This is a genomic window from Paenibacillus sp. (assembly GCF_048976745.1).
In the GTDB taxonomy this organism is placed as follows: Bacteria; Bacillota; Bacilli; order Paenibacillales; family Paenibacillaceae; genus Paenibacillus.
Genome location: NZ_JBHGUU010000005.1, coordinates 566,895 through 590,044, shown reverse-complemented (window position 1 = coordinate 590,044; position 23,150 = coordinate 566,895). Strand labels below are relative to the sequence as shown.

Below are 23,150 nucleotides of genomic sequence, written 5' to 3'. Positions count from 1 at the left end.
TGACGCATAAGATGTAGAAGAGGCTGTTCCCGGTCGTTAATATGACCTGGAGGACAGCCTCTTTGAAGTTATTTCCCCTTGTTAGCTGTATTTATCTCAGGCCTCAGCTGGTTGTTTCACCTCAAGTTGCATCAGGGAGAATCCGTATGCTTCCAGCTCAAGGGTCAGTTTGTTTTGCCGAGCTTCCGCAGTGTTTGATGTATACAGATTTCGCCAAACGTTACGATCCGCCAAAGGGAGTTCAAGGGTACACGGCTCATCACCCGCATTCAGCACAAGAAGCATGCGCTCACCCGTATGCGAATCCAATCGTTCGATGGCAAGACAAGGGTCTCCGGCTTTTGCATATACAATCTTCAGCTCCGTGCTGCGTAGCGCCGGGTGCTGTTTGCGAAGGGCGATGCTACGGGTGAAGAACTCCAGAAGTTCTCGATTCTGCTTGGTCTCATCCCATTCCATACATTTGCGGCAACCCGGATCATATCCCCCGTCAAGACCCACTTCGTCTCCATAATAGATACATGGCACACCTGGATACGTAAGCAGTAATGTAACGGCAAGTTTCATCTTGCGCTCGTCTCCATCACACAAGGTCAGCAGTCTGGGTGTATCATGACTTCCGAGCAGGTTGAACGCTACTTCCGTTACAGGCTGTGAATAGGCTGCGAGCAGTTTGCCGATCTCATTCGCGAAGCCGAGTCCATCAAGCTTGCCATGTACCGCATAGTCCAATACCGAATTGGTAAAGGGATAATTCATCACGGCATCGAACTGGTCTCCCTGTAGCCACATGAGCGAATCATGCCAGATCTCACCGAGCAGATAGGCATCAGGTTTGATGGCTTTTACCGTCTGACGGAATTCGCGCCAGAACTGATGATCCACCTCGTTGGCTACATCAAGCCTCCATCCGTCAATGTTCATCTCCTCAATCCAGAACCGTCCGACCTCCAGCAGGTATGCCTTGACTTCTGGGTGTTCCGTATTCAGCTTCGGCATAAGCGGTTCAAAGGCAAAGGTATCATAAGTGGGTATGCCATCCTCCACACGCGGCGGCCAATCTTTGATATAGAACCAGTCTGCGTAGGGGGAAGCGGCTCCATTCTTCATGACATCCACAAAAGGAGGGAACTCTCTGCCGGAATGATTGAACACTGCATCCAGAACAACGCGTATGCCGCGCTGATGACAGGCATCCACGAAGGTCTTGAACTGTTCATTGGTCCCAAAGTGAGGGTCAACCTTCATGTAATCGCCTGTATTGTATTTGTGATTCGTAGTGGCCTCGAACAGGGGACAGAAGTAGATGGCATTGATGCCAAGCTGACTTATATGATCCAGATGATCAAGCACACCTTGCAGATCGCCGCCAAAGAAGTTCACTGGTGTGGGCTCCCCTCCCCAGGGTTCAGCATGGTTGGGACTGATAGAAGGATCGCCATTGGCATAACGTTCCGGGAAAATCTGATAAAACACGGCGTCCTTCACCCAGGCAGGCGGTTCAAAAATGTCGACCGGATTCATAAATGGAAAATCAAAGAATTCAAGTGGATGATCAGGCAGCGCCTGCTCAAATCCGCGCTCTGTCATCCATACTGATTCCTCTCCCTGAATCAGTTGGAAGCCATACCGTAATCTGCGATAGGGAGGTGAGGTCTCGGCTTCCCAATAATCGAACATTTCATCCCGGGCAAAGATGCGCATGGGGATATGTGTGATCGTCCGATCCCAGGCATATTTGTCCCCGGTTATAGCGATCACTGCATCCAGGTCACCACGTTTGGAACGAAGTCGCAAATGCATGGTCGAACGATTATAAGCATAAGACCAATTGAGTTTGGGGCGATGGTAAATGGCTTCAAGAATCATGTAAATCACTCCTCGTCAGATGATAAAATTCAGATCAATGTGGCCATTAAACGCAAAAAAGGCACAACCTCTATTGTTCACGAGGTTGTACCTTTCGGCAGCATAGCCTTTTGATTATAGTGCTATTATACGAACTAACTCAGCAAAAGAAAACACTTTTTTTCCTGAAATTGCAAAATTGTTTTTTAAAAATCATATCCAAGATTATTCGCGTAGGCAGACAGTTCTTTTTGGTACTTCTCAATATTTTTCTTGCCGGCAGCAATTTTGGCGTTGGCTTGTTTCAGGACAGCGCTGTTTACCGTAGTTTTGGAGACCGCTTTTTTGGCGAGTTGGAATCCTTCCAGCTGTGTGTAGCTACCTTTGATCAGATTGGCATGGATTTTTTGCAACTCTGTAGTTTGCGGTTTAATCAGCTTCAGCTTGGATACATATTTGGTGTAGTTAGGAATCGCTGTGTTGGTCAGTTTCAGGAACACGGACTTGCGATTGGACGATGTAATGTAGAATCCACCTCCTAAAGCATTAAAAGCTTTCTCCTCATATACTGCTGCGAGATCCAACTGATCCAGGTAGTTGAGGAAATCTTCTTCTTCAACTGTAGGGATCGGTTCTTGTTCTGACGTGTCAACTTCTTCATAGTATTCGTCTTCCGAATATGTAGTGGTTGAGTCATCCGCAGCAGAGGCATAGGACCCTGTAGGTACAAATACCCCGCCAAGCAAAACAAAACTCATAATGATTGATAGTACCCATGATTTCTTCACGTGTTAATATCCCCTATCTATAGATGTGATTTTATTCCAATGGATAATCTAACATAGTGCGACAAGAAATTACAGGAATTGTTTTACAGTAAAATCCTTGGTTGAATGCATCTGAATGAATAATAATCCACCAGCATAAAGGACATGTATTAGATGAAGCTAAAAGTAAGAAGAGAGATTTGCATATTTAGCAGGTGAGATAAAAATTACATATATGGCATATGAGTGAGTGCATTGTATCGACATATATTATATAGGTTTAGCTTATATTTATCTATTTATTGTTGTTTTAAGAAGTTATAAAGTTCGACAAATCGTGTGAAGGTTTTCCAAATAAAATGCTTGTATAATGGTTTCTTCTCCATTACAATACAATTGATAATGAGATTCAATATCATTTAGAAGAAAAAGGGGAGACAGGTTACATGTATAAAGTAAAGAAAAAGCTATACATTTATGCAGCGCTTATTCTGATGATTTCGCTACTTGCTGGTTGTGCTTCGGGTGGAAGTACAGAGACAACGAATACGTCCAGCCAAGCTGCAAGCAGCAATGACAGCAATAATGAAAGTGATAAAGCAGCCAGTGCAACTGAAGATCAGACCCGAGTGATCAAACATGCCATGGGCGAAACCACAATAAAGGGAACTCCGCAAAAGATTGTTACACTGTTCCAAGGTGCAAATGATGTAGTCGTTGCACTGGGCGTGAAACCAACAGGCGTGGTTGAATCATGGGTTCAGCAGCCAGTCTATGAATATCTGAGAGCAGATCTGAATGGAGTTCCACAAGTAGGACAGGAATCCCAGCCCAATCTGGAAGAGATCAACAAGTTGAAACCGGACTTGATTATTGCTACGAAGATCAGACACGAAGAGATCTATGAGCAATTGTCCCAGATCGCACCAACGGTTGTGACGGAGACCCTGTTTGATTGGAAAGAAACGGTGAAAATAGCGGGTGAAGCGATGAATATGGTTGAGCAGTCGGATAAACTGTTATCTGATTGGGATGCCCGTGTAGCCGATTTCAAAGAGAAAATGGGTGATCGTCTGCCAATTGAAGCAACCATTACGAACTTTAGAGCTGATCAGGTTCGCATTTTCTACATGGGTTATGCAGGTAAAATTCTGAATGAGCTCGGATTCACCAGACCGGCTGGACATGATGCAGACACATGGGGAGTTGAATTAACTTCCAAAGAGAACATTCCCGATATGAATGCAGACATGATCTTTAACTTCAATTCAGGCACCGAAACCGATGCGATTCAGAAAAATTATGATGATTGGACAAGCAGTCCGCTGTGGAAAAACCTCGATGCAGTCAAGAACAACCAATTGATTCAGGTCGATGAAGTGGCCTGGAACATGGCAGGTGGATACACATCGGCCAACATGATGCTGGACGATCTATATAAGCAGTTCAACCTGAACTAATTAACAGGAGCAGGACCTGCCATGCACCAGGACATTCGTTAACGAAGTGTATGGGCAGGCAGGTCCTTTTCATTTTACAGATGAAAGAGTGAGAATATGTTTCCCCTATTTACAAAGGCAAGCGCCAGGATCTATGGATTGGCTGGTTTATTCATATTACTTCTACTTGCTTGCCTAGCCAGTATGATTCTGGGGCGTACGCATATCACGTTTCAGATGGCATGGGATGCACTGCAATTCTATGACGAGAGTTCGGTGGAACATGTGGTTCTGCTGACGGAGCGGTTGCCACGTACAATTATTGCCGCTGTCGTTGGTGCAAGTTTGGCCGTGGCGGGTGGACTGATGCAGGCATTGACACGTAACCCGCTTGCATCACCAAGTGTATTCGGAATTAATGCCGGTGCGATCTTTTTTATTGTTATTGCCATTGTTGTATTGTCCGTATCTTCGCTCACCACGATGATGTGGTTTGGTTTTGCCGGGGCTGCGGTTGCCGCGGCGATTGTATATGCGCTGGGTTCCCTCGGTCGTGATGGCCTGACACCGATCAAAATTGTACTGGCGGGGACTGCAATCTCAGCGTTGTTTGCCTCGTTCACACAGGCCATTCTCGTGTTGGATGGAACCGGATTGCAGGATGTGCTGTTCTGGCTTGCCGGTTCAGTTAGCGGGCGGACATTGGATATGTTATATCCTGTACTGCCCTACATGACAGCCGCAGCTATTGTCTCTCTGTTCATGGGCAGAGCGATCAATCTGCTCTTGACGGGTGATGATATCGCCAAAGGCATGGGGCAGAATGTACTGCTGGTCAAAGTACTCATGGGAATTGTTACTGTGTTGCTGGCAGGTGGTTCAGTTGCCGTAGCCGGCTCAATCGGTCTTGTTGGTCTGGTTGTCCCGCATATCATGCGAGCACTTGTAGGCAACGATTACCGCTGGCTCGTTCCTTATTCTATTGTAGGGGGAGCGATTCTGCTGCTGTCCGCGGATGTGATTGCACGGCTGGTGATCATGCCGCAGGAAGTTCCACTTGGTGTCATGACTGCACTGATTGGCGGACCTTTCTTCGTGTACATTGCCCGCAAGGGGGTGACGAAGATATGAGGAAGATGTTGACTTTCCGCAACAAAAAAGACACCGTCTCAGTACAAATGGAACAAAAATCACTGGTTGTCATCGGCATATGTATCCTTCTGTTCCTGGTGGCAGGAGTTGTTGGTACGAGTGTGGGCAGTGACTTTATTTCTCCGCTCGATGTGCTCCGAACGATATGGGGTCTGAATGAAGGAGAGCATGACTTCGTCGTGCTGACCTTGAGACTGCCACGAGTGTTATTATCCCTGCTCGTAGGTGCAGCCCTTGGTATGTCAGGTGCGCTCCTGCAAGGTATTATCCGTAACCCGCTGGCCTCACCGGATGTCATCGGTATCACTGGCGGTGCCGCTGTTGCGGCTGTAGGTTTTGTTACACTGCTGGGCGGAGCGGTAAGCATCAAGTTGTTACCACTGTTCGCCATTGTTGGTGCGCTTCTGACGGCATTGATCATCTACGTACTTGCTTGGAAAAAAGGAGTCAGTCCGATCCGCCTGGTGCTGATCGGGATTGGAGTGTCAGCCATTACCGGAGCTGGAACAACCTTCATGTTGATCCTGAGTCCGTTCTACACGGCAGGTCAAGCCTATATCTGGCTGACTGGCAGTGTGTACGGAGCATCGTGGACCGATGTTCGAACCATACTCCCGGTTATCATTATTGTTGTTCCTCTGGCGATCTGGTTCGCCCGCAGCTTGAATGCACAGGAGTTTGGAGATGATCTGGCGACAGGGCTGGGTGTAACGGTACAGTGGCATCGTTCTGCATTGCTGTTATGCAGTGTACTGCTGGCAGGAATCGCCGTTGCGGTTGCCGGAACCATTGGTTTTGTTGGTCTGATCGCTCCACATATTGCCCGGAAGTTGGTTGGACGGATGTTTGGCAGTATGCTGATCGTGTCTGGACTGGTTGGTGCTCTGCTTGTATTTGCCGCAGATCTCATAGCCCGTACGGCCTTTCTACCGCTTGACGTTCCCGCAGGGGTATTTACCGCAGGTGTAGGTGCACCATTTTTCTTATATTTGTTGTTCAAGAATCGAAATCAGTTTTGAGGAGGAGAGGGATGTGAGTATTCTGGAAGCCAAGGAGCTGACGATCTCCTACGGAGCAGAGCCCATTATTGAAAATTTGAACCTGACCATTCCCAAGGGACAGATTACCGTCCTGATTGGAAGTAACGGTTGTGGCAAATCCACGTTGTTACGCACGATGGCCCGTTTGCTGAAGTCCAGCTCAGGTTCGGTGCTGCTGGATGGCGAAGAGATTGCAAAGCTGCCGACCAAGGAGATTTCAAGACGCATGTCCATCCTGCCACAGGGTCCGACTGCTCCGGAAGGTCTGACGGTGAACCAGCTGGTCAAGCAAGGACGTTATCCGCATCAAACGTGGCTGAAGCAATGGTCACGAGAGGACGAGCGTATGGTCAAGCTGGCACTGGAGTCTACACATCTGACAGAACTTGCGGATCGGCCTGTGGATGCCTTATCCGGTGGACAGCGTCAGCGTGCCTGGATTGCGATGACCCTCGCGCAGGGCACCGAAACGCTGCTGCTGGATGAACCTACAACCTATCTCGATATGACACATCAGATTGATATCCTCGATCTGTTGTTTGAGCTGAATGAACGGGAAGGACGCACCATTGTTATGGTACTTCATGATCTGAATCTGGCATGTCGTTATGCACATCACATTGTGGCTGTTCACAACAAGTCCATCTACGCGGAGGGTAAACCCGAAGATATTGTTACTCAGGAGATGGTCCGTAAGGTCTTCCAGATGGAGTGTGAGATTGCGGTTGATCCACTGTTTGGCACACCAACCTGTATTCCACATGGGAGAGGGAGGAAGCTGAAGGGAGAACAGCGTTACACTCAGCTGGCTTGAGGGCCAAAATCCGCCGAAACATTCAACAGTTCCAAGAGAGTAACCGCAGTCTGGATACGCCGATTCGTGTGCGCAAAACCTGTTGCTTTTACTATCAAGTTGCAGATGATCTCGAGAGTTACTGTCCGACCTGTCTCAATTTAAACGATTAAGTATTTCGTTACGTGCTCCACAATTACTTCGATAATGAATCAACCAATAATTCAAGTTATATCCTTATTTTTCAACCCTCCACGTCAACTCTGCTGCTTTCAATGCAGATAACACGAACAGGCAAGCTCTTTTCATCCTGATCCAGAGCTTGCCCTGTTTGTTGTCACTGTTATTCGAATGTAACCAAACCACGCCGACACAAACCTAAGCCAAAAACAAACTTATTTTTTCCTTAAAAGTTTATTATTGACAACAAAGAACGAATTGCCATAAAATAGATTTTATATGATATTGATAATCATTATCAATATAGTTTCGCAAAAAAAATTGATGAAGTATGAGCTATATAAGTTTAATTCAAATTTCACACGTTAACGGAGGGGGCAGAACAGATCTGAAGAAGCAGAGCTAAAAGCTTTCTGCAAGAAAGATGCTTCGTAAGCATAAGCTTCGCCGGATTTTCCCCTTGAGAAAAGGGAATCAAAAAAATCTGGGGATAACAGCGCTTGGAAGGTTGTTCTGTCATTGTAGTGTCCGTGTAAATAATCTTTAATTCAACTTATATAGGAGCGAGTACCTTCATTCGATCGAGGAGGATTTTCAGTGTTTCCGAAAGGGATTCATAATCTGCAAAACCGACTCATTATAAGCAAAGCGAGAGAAATGGGCATCACCTGTGAGCCACTTCTTGAGGGATGCGAAGATTTTCTGAAGCTGTCTGTAGGGGATAAGCAGATCATCATTAACAAAACCAGATCTCATCGTCTGCCGTTAATTGCCGGTTTACTGGCGAAGAACAAGCAGGCATGTAATATGTTGTTGCATGAACAGGGAATGCCTGTGCCATCATTTATCGTGATCCCGGAGATGGGGAGTGATGCAACTACATTTTTGCACAAGCATGGCTCCATTGTAGTGAAACCGCTGGATGCAAGCAGCAGCATGGGTGTGACGCTGGATGTGCGTACCCAAGATGAACTGGAGGCAGCCATTCATCTTGCGAGTGTCCACGGCAGCAGCATTATGTTGCAGCAATATGTGACCGGGATCGATTACAGAGTGCTGATCATTAACGGCGAAGTGGCGGCTGTGAATGAGTATCGACCTGTCTATGTCGAGGGAGACGGGACTTCAACCGTTCGAGCGTTAATTGAGCAGTTGAATCAGGAACGAATGAAGATGACGTCCATTGGCGTGTATGAAACGTTTCCCGAGGTTAATGCAGAAGCGGAACGACTGCTGGAGGTATTGCGTGCACAAGGGATAACACGGGATGAAGTTCCTGCCGCCGGAAAAGAAATCGAGCTATATGATCTCCGTAACTCAGCCGCCGGAAAAATCAGTGAATTCTACAAGGATTGTACTGAAATTATTCATCCTGAGAATGCGCGAATGATCGTTCAAGCGGCCAAAACTCTTCAGATCGATGTAGCGGGGGTCGATGTTCGTTGTTGTGATATCCGTACGCCGATCTCGGAAGATCAGGGGGGCATTCTGGAAGTGAACGCTTTGCCAGATCTGACACACCACGTCTTTCCCCATGGTGGGACAACTCGTGATGTGGTTCGGTTATATCTGGAATACCTGTGTCAGGAGCAACTTGAACATAAGATAAATAACATATAACAACGTATAGATGACATATATGACGGATACCATCATTTATAATTCGGACCTTACCATGATTTTGAACCAATATCATGTCACACGCAAAATGAAGAACATGAATCACGGGCAGCAGGTTCAGCCTGAATCGATTATAAGGAGCGTTAAAGGGCTATGTCAGTAGAAGTGCAGACGGAATATCTGAAGATGCAAAATGAGAAGGAATCCAATGCAAGATCGTACCCCAGACATTTCCCACTTGTCATTAGCAAGGCCCATGGGGTGAAAATTACCGATACGGAAGGCCGCGTATTCTACGACTGCCTGGCGGGTGCAGGAACATTGGCGCTGGGGCATAACCATGACACAGTGGTCAACGCCATCCGCGATGTCCTGGATCAGCAGATACCGCTACATACACTGGATCTGGCAACCCCGCTGAAGCTTTCCTATATGCAAGAACTGTTCTCCATTCTTCCGGCAGAGATGCGGGATAAAGCCAAAATCCAGTTCTGTGGTCCAACGGGGGCCGATGCAGTAGAAGCAGCTATTAAGCTGGTCAAACATGCCACAGGTGGCAAATCCATTCTTGCCTTTCAGGGCGGTTATCACGGTTCTACACAAGCGACGATGTCGATGAGTGGCAACCTAAGCAAGAAACAGCACCTGCAAAGCCTGCTGCCGGATGTACATTTCCTGCCGTTTCCTTATGAATACCGCTGCCCATTTGGTGTTGGTGAGGGCATGACTGCCCGGTTAAGTTCCCAGTATATCGAGAATTTGCTCGATGATTGCGAGAGCGGTATTGCCGCACCATGCGGGGTCATTGTGGAGACCGTTCAGGGCGAAGGCGGAGCGATTCCTGCGGATATCGAATGGCTGAGGGAGCTGCGCCGAATCACAGCAGAGCGAAGCATTCCGCTCATTATTGACGAAGTGCAGACCGGCATTGGACGGACAGGACGAATGTTTTCATTTGAACATGCTGGAATCATACCCGATGTAATCATCTGCTCCAAAGCGGTTGGGGGAAGTCTGCCAATGTCTGTTGTCATCTACCGGGAAGAGCTGGATCAATGGCAGCCTGGCGCTCACACAGGTACGTTCCGTGGCAATCAGCTGGCCATGGCTGCAGGACTTGCCACACTTCGTTATATCCGGGAACAGGATGTTCTACACAATGTACATCTGCGCAGTGAGCAGTTCATGAATCAACTGAATGCATTAAAAGAGCGATATGCAGAGATTGGTGATGTGCGTGGCAGAGGGTTGATGATTGGTGTTGAGATGGTTGATCCCGCAGGACGCAAGGATCGTCTGGGACATTATCTGCCTAATGGTGCACTTGCTGAGTCTATTCAGCGTGAATGTTTCAAGAATGGATTAATTGTGGAACTGGGCGGGCGTCATTCAGCGGTTGTTCGTTTTCTGCCGCCACTGAATATTACGGAGCAAGAATCGGGCGCGATCCTGGCGATCTTTGAAAAATCGGTAGCTAAAGCGATTGCCCTAGTAACGGCGGCATGCTGAAGCTGTCCCTGATGAAGAGGCATGCCGTATTATTCGCGATTCTGCTCGGTGCTTTTTCGATGGTGCTGACCAACAGTGCATTTAACCTGCTGCTGCCTTATTTTGTGCAATACTATCAGATCTCTACCACAGCAGGCGGATGGATCATCGCGCTGTACATGCTTGCCATGACGTTAACGATGCCGCTGGCTTCCCTGATCGTGGACCGACTGGGCCGTAAACAGACGTATATGCTGGGGATCACCATCTATGGCGTGTTCTCGGTGGCAGGTGCGTTGTTTTATCACTCGATTGAGGTACTGTTGCTGGTCCGTTTCATGCATGGGGTTGCCGCCGGGCTGATGATTCCGTTATCACTTGTACTGCTGTTTGATGTATATGGACCAGAGGTAAGGGGACGAATTACCGGCGCGTGGGGTTTGCTGCTTATGCTGGCTCCGGCGGCCGGGCCTACGCTGGGTGGTTTCATCATTCAGTATGGGCGGCTGGAAATGCTGTTCTGGCTTAATGTGCCGCTGGCTGTATTCTCATTCATCGGGTGTGGTCGAGTCATTCCAACTTATATTCCAGCCCGCAGGAAAAAATGGCATCCATCCAGTGTCATGCTGTTGATATGTGCGATAGGTGCTCTTAGTCTGGGCGTACAGTTGTATGCGAGTCCTGCCGTGGCGGTATGGGTACCTTGGCTGCTGATTGCACTTGGTCTGGTGTTGCTTATTCGTTTTGTCCAGACCGAGAACGGTCGCAAGGAACCACTGATCCGGTACCCGTTGCTGCGGCGTAATGCCGTCTTTCCGCTGACCGTATTGATCTCGACCATTCAGGATTGTGTCATGTTTGGCGTGATTTTTGCATTGCCTTTATTGTTCCAGGATGTCTTCCACCTGTCGCCAGCCCTGTCCGGTGCCCTGTTCATTCCCTTGTCGATCTGCACCAGTCTGTTCATGTGGATCGGTGGCAGCTTGCTGGATCGTGGTCGATCCATACAATTTATCGCATGGGGCACGTTGCTGGTGTCCATATCGATTCTATCGTTTGCGGTTCTGCCCATGGGAGCATCAATCTGGATCATCGGTATGCTCATGGCGTGTCGGGGGATTGGCGTTGGCTTATCGGGCATGAGTATATCTGCTATTGGTCTGCAAGCATTACCCGAGGAAGATATGCATGAGGGTTCAGTGTTATCGACCACGATTGAGCGACTGGCTTCTTCGTTTGCGGTGATGGGCATGACCTTGTATTACGATATGCGGTGGCAATGGCTTGCCGGGGCAGGAACGTCTATGGAGATGGCCAAATGGGGAGCGCTCAAAGAGATCTGTATTGGCCTTGGCTGCGCCATACTGCTTACACTTCCCCTGGTCTTACTTATAACCCGAAAGAAGGTTGGCATCATTGTTCGAGATGGAAAACAAGCTCCGGTCTAAGGCTGAGCGGCAGGCCCATGAACATTCGTGCAAACTGCTGCTGAACTGTTACATCCGTGAACTTGCGTTTGAGAAGGAAAACGATATTCGAATCGATCCGAATACGCTGACGTACGCGGTTGCTTTTCAAGCCAGCGGGGTGACGGTGACAGGACAGCTATCCTATTACTCGGCCATGGGGGAGCATGAATATCTCAGCATGGAATCTGGCGGGGAAGCGGTGCGATATCGCGATCTGGTTCGCTGGATCACATCTGAGCTAAGTGGAGATGAGGAACAGTTAGCGAGTTCGGATCAACATGGAATGCCGAAGAGTGCGATGGAAATGAAGAGTTCACTTGAGGTGGAGAATGTACATCCATTGGGTGAGAATACGAATCGTGTCGAGGCAGCGTATGCCAGAGATTTTGCACAAAAGGTAGATAACAGTATGGGTAACCTTACGTTGTATATCGAACAAGCCGCTGGTCTCGACATCCACGATTATCGCACATCGGAACAGTCACTGTTATATGGTCACCCGTTCCATCCATTCCCGAAGAACTCCAAAGGCTTCAGCGAGCAGGATGTTCAGAAGTACAGTCCAGAGCTGCGCACATCGTTTCAACTCTGTTATATCGCCGTGAGGCAGGATGTCTACGTGCAGGAATGGGTGGATGACGAGGTGGCAATGGATTTGCATGATCTCCTGCGGAGCCATGTGGAGCCGATGTTAAAGGAAAAGAGTGAAATGTATGGGCTGCTGCCCGTCCATCCATGGCAATACGCATACATTTCACAGTTGACCGAGGTACAGTCTTATATTCGAGATGAAAAACTGATTCTGCTTGGCAGTGCGGGGCCAACCGTCTATCCCACTTCTTCGGTCCGTACGGTCTATGTTCCCGCATGGAACTGCAATATCAAGCTGTCACTGAACATGCAGATCACCAACATGATTCGCACCAACAGTGCTGAGCAGATGCGCAGAACACTGGATGCCTCCAGATACGTCAGGCACCATGACTGTTTTGGTGCTGAACTGCACACCCATATTGCGTATGAGACAGGTGTAGCGACTTGTGCCTTTGAAGATGAAGAGTTAACAAGTCTGTTTACGATAGCTTATCGGCCCATTGAGTTCGACCCTGCGAATACGTATGTCTTATCCAGTCTGGTTGAGGCACCGCTTCCCGGGATGCGTTCCAGGTTGATGACGATGCTTGGTGGTGGACGTGACATTGCCGAGCGTTGGCTGGATCGATATCTGGAATGTTCTCTGCTGCCGATTGTACGAGCAGCGGGAGAGAAAGGCATTCATTTTGAAGCCCATTTGCAGAATACCCTTGTGACATTAAAGGATGGCTTGGCTGTGGATTTTATCGTCCGCGATCTGGAAGGGGTCAGTGTGGATGAGGAACTTATCCGTGAGCAGGATCGTGCAACGTCCGATTTATTATTTTATTCGCGGGAGAAAGCCTGGGCGCGGACATCGTACTATTTTATCGTCAATCATCTGGGGTCTCTGATTCATGTTCTGGCGCGAGATGTGAACGTCCCGGAGGAGCATTTCTGGAAGCAGGTACGTAATTCACTTGTAGGTGAACTGGAACGAACGGGCAATGTATATGTGCGACATCTGCTGACAACGGATGCCTTTCTGGCTAAACAAAATTTGGTGAGTTGTCTAAAAGGGGTCAGCCAGACTCCGGCCTACGTGCCGGTGAGCAATCCAATGAAACGAATAGGGAGTGAAGTGTGTGGGAGTTGTGGGATACAGGGCTGAAGCAGGCGGCAGGACAGAAGCAGTCTACGTGAGTGTACAGGAACGTATTATGCGGCAGGCGTTGGAGGCCATGTGGTTTGAAGGCATTCTGGACAGTCATGTAAGTGGGAGCGAATGGCGAACGGAGGGACTTACATCGTCAGGCAATCCTGTGGCGTACACGTGTGAAGCGGAGCGGAAGTTTTCATTTGGCCGGGTGAAGGTGAAGAAGGGTTCGATTCGAAGGGAAGGGGGCCGCTGCACCGATCTGGATCTGTTTTTGGAGGAAATTGTGTTGAACGCATTAAAGGGTGCAAATGTGACGGCTTTTATCCAGGAACTGCTCGAAACGATGGCAAAGGACAGCCAGTGCCGGGCGATATTACCCTTGAACATTCCGAGTGAAGATCGGCATTATGATGCGCTCGAAAGTCACATGACCGATGGTCATCTGTACCACCCGAGTTACAAGTCGAGGTTGGGATTTTCTCTTAAAGACAATCTGGCCTACGGCCCAGAGTTTAACACGGAAGTTTCATTAGTCTGGGTGGCTGTGAAAAAAGAATTCGCTCAGACCGCTGTATCGGCGGGCTATAGTTATGAAGAATTGGTGGGGCAACATCTGACTGGGGAGGATGTACAGCGATTTCAAGAGGTTCTGGAGGGTGATGGGAAGACAGGTTCTGACACGATTGATCGATATATGTTCATTCCGGTTCATCCATGGCAATGGGAGCATCAATTGGAATCGGTATATGCCCGTCAGTTGATGGATGGAGATATCGTATATCTCGGTTCATCGTCTTCGCCCTATCGTGCGCAGCAGTCGATCCGTTCGCTGTCGAACAGAGTGAACCCGGAAGCTCCTTACATTAAGTTGGCCCTTAGCATTACCAATACATCGAGTACACGTATTCTGGCACAGCACACAACCCAGAATGCACCGCTAATCAGCGATTGGCTGGATGAACTTGTTCATCAAGATGAGCTGTTGCAGCAGGCGCAGTTTGGCATTTTGAAAGAAATCATGGGACTGTCATTCCGTTATGAGCAGTTGCCTGCAACGCAGTATGGACGGGCCTACGGCACACTGGGAGCGATCTGGCGGGAGAATGTATCGGTTCATCTGAAGCAAGGCGAAACGGCGTGGCCGCTGAATGCGCTGATGTTGGTACAACCGGATGGTGTTCCATTTATCCAGGATGCTGTAGAACGACATGGTGTGCAAAAGTGGAGCGAGGCCCTTGTTCGCACGGTTACACTGCCGATTATCCATCTGCTCTATGCACACGGGATTGCGCTGGAATCACATGCTCAGAATATCATTTTGGTACTGGAAGATGATCTGCCGAAACGAATGTTGATCAAGGATCTGCATGATGGTGTTCGCTATGTACCGGATCAACTGTTGCACCCGGAACGGGCACCGAAGCTGAACCCGGAACCGGAAACCCATCGCAAGTTCAATCGGTATTCCTTCATCTATGCGGGAGATGTGTCGGAAGTTCGTGACTATACGTATGATGCATTCTTTTTTATCTGCATGACAGATATTGCGTTGGCCTTTGAGAAGTTTGGGTTGTCGGAGGAAACGTTCTGGCAGCTGTGCACACGTGTAATTGTGGAATATCAGCGAGAGCACCCGGAGTACGAGGAGCGGTTCGTTGCATTTGACCTTTTTGCCGAAGATGCACTGATCGAAGAGATGACCAAGCGCCGTCTGTATGGGGATGGGGAGTTGTATTTCCGTAAGGCGAGTAATCCGCTTAAGGTATCGAAGGATGCTCTCGAATCTCAGGAAATGCCCGAATTAAAGGGAATCGTCGAATGAAAATGAACACGCTGAAGGAAAAGATTGCACACAAACAGCCTGTCTATGGTCTTTTTGTATCCATACCACACCCGGTCATCATCGAGATGATCGGGCATGCGGAATATGATTTTGTCATCATTGATCTGGAACATGCCGCAACATCGATGGAATCGGTGGAAGAGTTGATCCGGGCGGCGGAATTGGTGGGCGTAACCCCGTTGGTTCGGATATCGAAAGTGGAGCGAGTGGAGATTCTGAAAGTGCTGGATTGTGGGGCACAAGGCATCGTTATTCCGCATGTCGAGCAACTGGAGCAGGTGGAGGAAGTGGTTCGTCACGCCTATTATCATCCGGTGGGTATGCGGAGTCTGAATAGTGGCCGTCCTGGTGTATTCGGGAAATATCCGCTCACTGGATACATCGAGGAAGCCAACCAACAGGTGATGATTGTGCCGATGATTGAAAGTGTGGAGGGCGTTCGGCAAAGTGCACAGATTCTGTCTCACCCTCAGGTGAGTTTTGTATTGGAAGGGGCGGCGGATCTGTCGCAGTCCCTCGGCGTGCCATGGCAGACGGAGCACCCGGATGTGAGACAGGCGCTGGATGAATTGCATACTACCGCGCAGGAGTGCGAAGTACCTTATGCTACGGTCACGAGAGGCGTGGAAGACATGGCGCTCTGGGCTGAGCGGGGAGTACATATATACGTGCTGGGTGATGATCGGAATACGGCTTTTCGGGCGTATGCCCAAAAACGGAATGACTACAGGAATGCGGGTGGGCAACTATGAAATCAAGTGTATGGCATGCGATAGATGAACTGCAACGCGGAATGGAAGAACCGGTATGTGCGTATGTCTATGATCTGGCTGGCATTCAGGAACAGGTACGTCAGATGTTGGGCAGCATGCCCGGAAACACACAGTTGTTCTATGCGATCAAGGCGAATCCAGATCCGCGAATCATTGAGGCATTGCTTCCATTGGTGAAGGGTTTTGAAGTGGCTTCCATTGGAGAGTTGCTCAAGGTTAGAGCGGTAAGCCGCGAGGTTCCGATTCTGTTTGGCGGTCCGGGGAAAAAGGAGAACGAACTGAGGCTGGCAATGGAGCATGGCGTGAGTTACATCCATGTGGAGAGTCTGCTGGAGCTGCGGCGGATCATTGCGATTGCGAAGGAGCGCGCGATGGATCAAGAGCAGGAGCAGGCACTGGAGGACAAGCATGAGCACGACCATGAGCATGACCACGGTCAAGCTCAGGAGGTTCGCATTCTTCTAAGGATCAATCTGCGAAGTAGTACGTTACCCCGGACGAAGATTGTCATGGGCGGCGGGCCAAGTCCCTTTGGAATCGATGAAGATGCAGTGGCAGAAGCGATCGAACTTATTCGTGTGGAAGGCGCGGGTGTGGTTCGGTTGAACGGGTTCCATTTTCACTCTTTGTCCAACAATATGGATGCCAGGCTGCACGCCGAGATGATTGAGCTGTATTTGCAAAAGGTGGAACAGTGGCAGCAGCAGTATGATCTATCTGTCGAAGTGGTGAATGCAGGAGGCGGGTTTGGTGTGACCTATGATGGCAGCCCCGGATTCGACTGGCCTTTATTCACATCGTTGCTAGAACAAAGTGAAGCCAGACAGCGCCTTGTTTCACGCGGAGGTCAGCTGTACTTTGAATCGGGCCGTCTTCTGGTGGCAGACCACGGGTATTACGCAGCAGAGGTTACGGATATCAAAACTTCTCATGGTGAGTATTTTGCCGTGTTGAGGGGAGGTACGCACCATAATCGTCTGCCTGCTTCATGGGGACATAACCATCCGTTTCAGATTATGGCGACGGACCGTTGGAAGCATTCATTTGTCCGGCCAGAGGTGAGGGGTCGTCGAGTCCATATCGTAGGTGAGCTATGCACACCCAAGGATCGCATGCATTCTGATGCGGAGGTAGCACTGCTGCGGGTGGGAGATATTGTTTTGTTTGAAAAGTCCGGGGCTTATTGCTGGACCATCTCGCATCATGATTTTCTGGGGCATCCGCACCCGGCATTCCATTATCTAACGGAGGACAATAATCATGTCAACATTGATGAAACGTTCCAGTCTGCAAGCCGCTGAACGCCGGATTATGGCGGATCTGATGAATTCATTTTTGGCCGAGCAATTACTCCCACTGGAGGATCACCCATTTCTTGATTTTGCCGCAGCACCTGCACCGTTCCGTCGATTGTATAAGGAATATGACGGCGAAGAGCATAATCAGAATGGTACTTCTCATTTTAGATTGCATACGCAAGGCGTACTGTGTCTGGTTGAGACAGGCGTGAGACAGGGGATGCAATGGGTTCAGGGTTCACCAATCTACGAGGAGAAAGCAGATGGAAGCTGGGTTCTTGTTGATTCTCCGGCAGAGGTTGGACGTGCGGTGTTACAGAAGGCTTTGTCGGATGAAGCCTATGGACAGCCCGGAGTTCCGGAGTTCCTGGCTAGTTTGGACATTGCTGTGGAGCAGTATGCTCTAGGCTGGGAACAAGTCCAGTATCTGTCCGCACACGTGCCGGCTTCTGCTTATGAGTGGTTTATCAAAGGAGAACGCGTTGCGGCATTGCGGGATCGACCATTTCACCCATCGTCCAAAGCCAAGGTGGGATTCAACGCAGAAGATGTAACTCGGTATGCAGCGGAATTCGGGAAGACGATTTCGCTGCGTTGGGTGGCTGTACGATTGGATGCTGTGCAGCGAGGTTGCGAAGATGGGCTGTCCATGTTGGATGTGTTAGACGATGTTCAGCGCGGAATGTTGGAAGCTGAGTTTGCCCGTAAAGGAATCACGTTCGACGAATATTTGCCGATGCCTGTCCACCCGTGGCAATTGCAGCATGTGATCCTGCCTCGCTTCACGGGAGAGATTGAAGCAGGCAGTATTGTTGTATTGGATGTAGAAGTGGGTGACGTACAGGCCACATCCTCTCTGCGCTCGATGGCTCCATCAACCGAATCCAATCTGATGCTGAAGCTACCGGTTAGTGTGCTGTCGCTGGGGGCTGCTCGTTATCTTCCGGTAGTCAAGCTGCTGAATGGTCTTGTTGGGGAACGGATGTTACGACAGGCCGTGGCTTGTGACGAGACGTTGAAGGACAAGGTGTATATGTGCGAAGAGCAGAACTGGTGGGGTTTCATGCCAGAATCCATGGGACTGTTCGATGATCATCCACGCCATCTGGCTGCACAGATTCGTGTGTATCCCGCTGAGTTGTTGGATGATGATTACAAAGTAATCCCCATGGCCGCACTCGGTGTGAATCTGGATGGACATCATCTATTAACGGAGATACTGGGGGATAACCTGAGCAGCGCGGATGTCCTCAAATTCTATACCAGCATAGTTACTACGTTCTATGATATCGTGATGCGTCTGTTCAAGGTGGGCGTTGTGCCTGAGATTCATGGTCAGAACTGCTGTCTGGTGTTACGGGATCATCAGGTAAAAGGTCTCTTGTTCCGCGATCATGATTCCGTGCGGTTGCATCAGCCTTATCTGGACCAGCATGGGATTGCAGACCCTGCCTATCATATTCGCCCGGGCTACTCGAACAGCCTGTACAACGAGACGATCCAGAAGTTGATCTTCTATGTACAGTCGCTGGGGACGCAGGTGAATCTGGCTGCGATCATGGAGGCACTGAGCGAGGTGTATCACATCCCGGAAACGAAGTTATGGGAGATCACGGAGCAGGCTTGGAAGGAAGCGCTGACGCAGGTGCAGCTTCCTGAGAGTGACCGGGCCGAACTCGCTCATGCGATATTTGAGAGAGAGGCGTGGCCCGTGAAGTTAGTTGTCCGTCCGCTGCTTGAAGCGGATGGGGTGCCTGGCGCGATGCCATCGGGCAAAGGCATAGGGTGGAACCCTTTTTACAAGGGATAGAGGTTAAGTGTTGTTGGTAGTAGTGTGGAGAGAAGTGTAGCGTGATAAAGGTTAAATATAGGACAGAGTAGGTGACTCGGTTGACGGGTTGCCTTTTTGGTATGGGGTCATCGAAGGTTACAGTGCTCGGAGGGGAATAAAAAGTTCATCAATCTGGCTGAAAAATCTTGTGAAATGGAGTTACAGGAAAGAGACTGATGTATAATCGGGTTATGTGTTATAGTCTTACTTATGTATCACCGAAAAGGTTTTCGGAAAAAGCGACAATGAATGTTGTAACCGCAATCATAATTTACTTCAAGAAAGTGAGAATCTACGATGAATCAGAAAAGGCTTTTTAATGAGGGATGGCAATTTGCGAAAAGTAAGCTGGACGTTACGGAACCTGCGGGTCTGGTGTATGAACCTGTGGAGCTTCCCCATGATTGGCTGATATATAATACGCTTGAACTGTACGAGGATAGCATTGGATGGTACCGCAAGACGTTCCATTACACGAAGGATGAGCAGCAGCTTTTACTCTGTTTTGATGGCGTATACATGGATTCTTCGGTGTATGTGAATGGGCAGCTTGTTGGCGAGTGGAAGTATGGATATTCCGCGTTTGAGCATGAAATTACGAATGCACTGGTGAAAGGTGACAATGAGATCGTGGTCAAAGTGGTACATCAGAGCCCGAACAGCAGATGGTATTCCGGGGCCGGAATCTATCGCAACGTGTGGTTGAAGACAAGGGACCGCAACCATATTGTTACGGATGGAACGTATGTATCTATCAAGCGGCAGACGGATGGCTGGCAGGTGGAAGTGGATACGGAACTGAACCTGGAGCAGAATCAGCAGGCAGAGCTAATGCATACGATCCGGTATGAAGGTCAAGTGGTGGCATCCAGCCAAGCGAATGTTACGGCTTCGGTGGGTGAGAACGCGGTTGTATCGACAGATAGCCAACAGATCATTGTGGAGAATCCAAACCTGTGGAGCCCGGATGCGCCACATCTGTATGAGCTGGTCACCGAACTGAGACTGATCTCGGAAGATCAGAGCGAAGAAAGCATTGAGGAAGAAAGCATTGAGGAAGAGATCATTGAGACGGTATCCCAACGTATTGGATTCAAGGACGTTAAGCTGGACCCGAGTGAGGGTTTCTATTTGAATGGGGTTCATACGAAGATGAATGGCGTGTGTGAACACCATGATCTCGGGGCATTGGGAGCGGCGTTTAACCTGACGGCACTGCGTAGAAGATTTGTTTTGCTCAAAGAAATGGGCGTTAACGCCATCCGCACCGCGCATAATATGCCGGCGAAAGAGTTCATGGAACTCGCGGATGAGATGGGTATGCTGATTGTGTCCGAAGCTTTTGATATGTGGGAACGTGCCAAAACGCCATACGATTATGCGAGATTTTTCCCAGAGTGGGCGCATACAGACGTGAAGAGCTGGGTGAAACGTGACCGTAACCACGTCAGTCTGATCATGTGGAGTATCGGGAACGAAATCTATGATACCCATGCGGATGAGCGTGGACAGGAAGTAACCCGGATGCTGATGGATTATGTACTGGAATTTGATCCAAAAGGCAATGCGGGCGTGACCATCGGTTCGAACTACATGCCATGGGAAAATGCACAGAAATGTGCAGATATCGTGAAGCTGGCAGGTTACAACTATGCGGAAAAATACTATGATCAGCATCATGCAGAACATCCGGACTGGATCATCTATGGCAGTGAGACGTCTTCGGTGGTGCAAAGTCGTGGCATCTATCACTTCCCGTTCGAACAGCCGATTCTGGCTGATGATGACGAGCAGTGCTCGGCACTCGGGAACAGTACGACCAGTTGGGGCGCAAAGTCGGCAGAATATTGCATTTTGGCTGAGCGGGATCGTCCGTATTCATTGGGCCAATTCCTGTGGACCGGATTCGACTATATTGGTGAACCGACTCCGTATCATACGAAGAATTCGTATTTTGGACAGCTGGACACGGCGACGTTCCCGAAAGACGCTTATTACATCTACCAGGCAGCATGGACCGATTATAAGAAAAATCCGATGGTTCACCTGTTCCCTTACTGGGATTTCAATCCGGGTCAGATTATTGATGTACGCGTGTGCAGCAACGCGCCGAAGATTGAGCTGCAACTCAACGGTAAAACCATTGGCACGTACGATATCGATCATGCCAATGGAACACAGTTGTCGGGCTGGTGGAAAGTGCCTTATGAAGAGGGCGAGCTGAAAGCGATCGCGTATGATGAGAACGGTGTTGTGATTGCAACCGATGTACAACGATCCTTTACGGATGCGAAGAAGATTCGTCTGCAGGCGGATCGGGAGCAGTTACAGGCGAGCGGCACAGATCTCATTTTCGTGGAAATTACGGTGGAAGACGAAGCAGGTCATCCGGTGCACAATGCAAACAACCGCGTACAGGTTCAGGTGTCCGGTGCAGGGCGATTACTGGGTCTGGATAATGGAGACAGCACGGACTATGATCCATACAAAGGGCTCAGCAGAAGATTGTTCAGTGGTAAACTGATGGCCATTATCGGAGCAACGGATGAAGCAGGAACGGTACGGATTGAAGTATCTTCGGAAGGGTTGGAAGGTGCCGCAGCTGAGTATGAAGTGCAGGTTGTGGATGCAACGGATGTCGATGGTGATAAAAAAGAGGTGCAAGCAGTCTTCACGAACAATGAAGAACGTCCGGTGCTGACAGGCAGCGCTCAGGAGATTCCTTTGCGGAAAATCGAGATCATCAGCGAATCAGGACAGTTGCTCGATCCGTCCAATCCGGAGCTGGTCGTAACGGCCAAGCTGTACCCGGAGAACACGTCCTATCGGGACATCGAGTGGGCTGCTGTGAATGATGGCGGCATTGAATCCAACATTGCCAAGGTAGAAGTCATGCCTGCGGGAACGGATGGCAATGGAGAGAATCAACATACGGTGAAAGTATCGGCGATTGGTGACGGGGCGTTCCGACTTCGCGCTACCAGTGCAAATGGTACGGACAAAACAAAACTCATCTCCCAGTTGGAGTTCAAAGCAGATGGCCTCGGTACAGCCTACAAAGATCCATATGGCTTCATCACAGGCGGTTTATATGATTACACCAAAGGTGAAGTTGGTAACGGCAACGAACGTGGGGTAGCGACAAGTCGTGACGGGGAAACTCATGTGGGCTTCCGTAATATTGACTTCGGGCCATACGGCTCCGATACGATTACCATTCCGATCTTTGCCTTGTCGAGTGAAGAGTACTTCATTCAGATCTGGGAAGGCATGCCGGACGAAGAGGGCAGCACAATGATCGCGGATGTAGTGTATGACAAGGAATCCAAATGGAATGTGTACCAGGAAGAGACGTATAAGCTGTCCAAACGCCTGAGTGGGATTACGTCGATCTGCTTTGTGTTGAAGCAGAAGATTCATATTAAAGGCTTCTCCTTCGAGCGCCAGAGTCGGGCCTTTGAACAAAATGCGGCTGCATCCTGTGACCATCTCTATGGAGACACCTTCAAAATTAAGGGTGACTGTGTTGAAGGGATCGGGAACAACGTTTCGCTGGAGTTTGAAAACATGGACTTTACGAGCGAAGGCACCTCGAAGCTTGTCATTCATGGCCATTCACCGATTGATATCAATACGATTCATATCCGCTTCGCAGGTGCGGACGGACAGAGCAATCAATTGGTTGAGTTCACGCAATCCGAAGGATATGAAGAGCGGGTGTTTGAGCTTGATCGGGTGACAGGTCAGCAGAAGGTGATCTTTATCTTCCTGCCAGGAAGTCAGTTTGACTTCGACTGGTTCCGTTTCGAGAAGTAGGACGATACTTGGAATGAATGTTGTTCTGCATAGCTCCGTTTAGCTTTGTGCGGTTAAACAG

15 protein-coding genes are annotated in these 23,150 nt (G+C 49.1%); 13 read left to right on the top strand and 2 right to left on the bottom strand.

The window, feature by feature from the left end; genetic code table 11:
* Positions 1–96: 96 nt before the first annotated feature.
* Positions 97–1,869, bottom strand: a complete 1,773-nt coding sequence (locus ACE3K2_RS06375) for an alpha-glycosidase (protein WP_421888113.1) — start codon at positions 1,867–1,869, stop codon at positions 97–99.
* A 185-nt stretch (positions 1,870–2,054) separates the two neighbouring features.
* Positions 2,055–2,636 carry a hypothetical protein gene (locus tag ACE3K2_RS06370; RefSeq protein WP_421888110.1) on the bottom strand — a complete coding sequence of 194 codons (582 nt, stop codon included), beginning with the start codon at positions 2,634–2,636 and terminating at the stop codon, positions 2,055–2,057.
* 425 nt (positions 2,637–3,061) lie between these two features.
* Here ACE3K2_RS06370 and ACE3K2_RS06365 point away from each other — a divergent pair, with 425 nt between their 5' ends.
* The 13 genes from ACE3K2_RS06365 to ACE3K2_RS06305 all read left to right on the top strand — a co-directional run bounded on the left by ACE3K2_RS06365 (position 3,062) and on the right by ACE3K2_RS06305 (position 23,089).
* Complete coding sequence (locus ACE3K2_RS06365; protein ID WP_421888106.1) at positions 3,062–4,075, top strand: ABC transporter substrate-binding protein; 1,014 nt, start codon at positions 3,062–3,064, stop codon at positions 4,073–4,075.
* A 96-nt stretch (positions 4,076–4,171) separates the two neighbouring features.
* A complete protein-coding gene (locus ACE3K2_RS06360; RefSeq protein ID WP_421888102.1) occupies positions 4,172–5,185 on the top strand; it encodes a FecCD family ABC transporter permease in 1,014 nt (337 codons plus the stop codon).
* Positions 5,182–6,225, top strand: a complete 1,044-nt coding sequence (locus ACE3K2_RS06355; RefSeq protein ID WP_421888100.1) for a FecCD family ABC transporter permease — start codon at positions 5,182–5,184, stop codon at positions 6,223–6,225. The genes ACE3K2_RS06360 and ACE3K2_RS06355 overlap by 4 nt, the downstream gene beginning before the upstream one ends.
* A 13-nt stretch (positions 6,226–6,238) precedes the next feature.
* Positions 6,239–7,060 carry an ABC transporter ATP-binding protein gene (locus tag ACE3K2_RS06350; protein ID WP_421888097.1) on the top strand — a complete coding sequence of 274 codons (822 nt, stop codon included), beginning with the start codon at positions 6,239–6,241 and terminating at the stop codon, positions 7,058–7,060.
* A gap of 756 nt (positions 7,061–7,816) precedes the next feature.
* Positions 7,817–8,839, top strand: a complete 1,023-nt coding sequence (locus ACE3K2_RS06345) for a hypothetical protein (RefSeq protein WP_421888094.1) — start codon at positions 7,817–7,819, stop codon at positions 8,837–8,839.
* Positions 8,840–8,992: 153 nt separating this feature from the next.
* Positions 8,993–10,348: a diaminobutyrate--2-oxoglutarate transaminase gene (locus ACE3K2_RS06340; protein WP_421888091.1), complete on the top strand. Its 1,356-nt coding sequence runs from the start codon at positions 8,993–8,995 to the stop codon at positions 10,346–10,348.
* Positions 10,342–11,775, top strand: coding sequence for an MFS transporter (locus ACE3K2_RS06335; protein ID WP_421888088.1), 1,434 nt, complete (start codon positions 10,342–10,344; stop codon positions 11,773–11,775). The genes ACE3K2_RS06340 and ACE3K2_RS06335 overlap by 7 nt, the downstream gene beginning before the upstream one ends.
* Entirely contained in the window at positions 11,753–13,540 is a 1,788-nt protein-coding gene (locus ACE3K2_RS06330) for an IucA/IucC family protein (protein WP_421888392.1), read from the top strand. The genes ACE3K2_RS06335 and ACE3K2_RS06330 overlap by 23 nt, the downstream gene beginning before the upstream one ends.
* Positions 13,515–15,350 (top strand): IucA/IucC family protein, encoded by a 1,836-nt coding sequence (locus ACE3K2_RS06325; RefSeq protein WP_421888085.1) that lies wholly within the window; start codon positions 13,515–13,517, stop codon positions 15,348–15,350. Before ACE3K2_RS06330 ends, ACE3K2_RS06325 begins: the two co-directional genes overlap by 26 nt.
* Positions 15,347–16,123, top strand: coding sequence for an HpcH/HpaI aldolase family protein (locus ACE3K2_RS06320; protein WP_421888082.1), 777 nt, complete (start codon positions 15,347–15,349; stop codon positions 16,121–16,123). The genes ACE3K2_RS06325 and ACE3K2_RS06320 overlap by 4 nt, the downstream gene beginning before the upstream one ends.
* Positions 16,120–17,445 (top strand): type III PLP-dependent enzyme, encoded by a 1,326-nt coding sequence (locus ACE3K2_RS06315; RefSeq protein WP_421888080.1) that lies wholly within the window; start codon positions 16,120–16,122, stop codon positions 17,443–17,445. Before ACE3K2_RS06320 ends, ACE3K2_RS06315 begins: the two co-directional genes overlap by 4 nt.
* Entirely contained in the window at positions 17,405–19,252 is a 1,848-nt protein-coding gene (locus ACE3K2_RS06310; protein ID WP_421888077.1) for an IucA/IucC family protein, read from the top strand. Before ACE3K2_RS06315 ends, ACE3K2_RS06310 begins: the two co-directional genes overlap by 41 nt.
* 318 nt (positions 19,253–19,570) lie before the next feature.
* Positions 19,571–23,089, top strand: coding sequence for a glycoside hydrolase family 2 TIM barrel-domain containing protein (locus ACE3K2_RS06305; protein ID WP_421888074.1), 3,519 nt, complete (start codon positions 19,571–19,573; stop codon positions 23,087–23,089).
* The last annotated feature ends 61 nt before the right edge of the window (positions 23,090–23,150 follow it).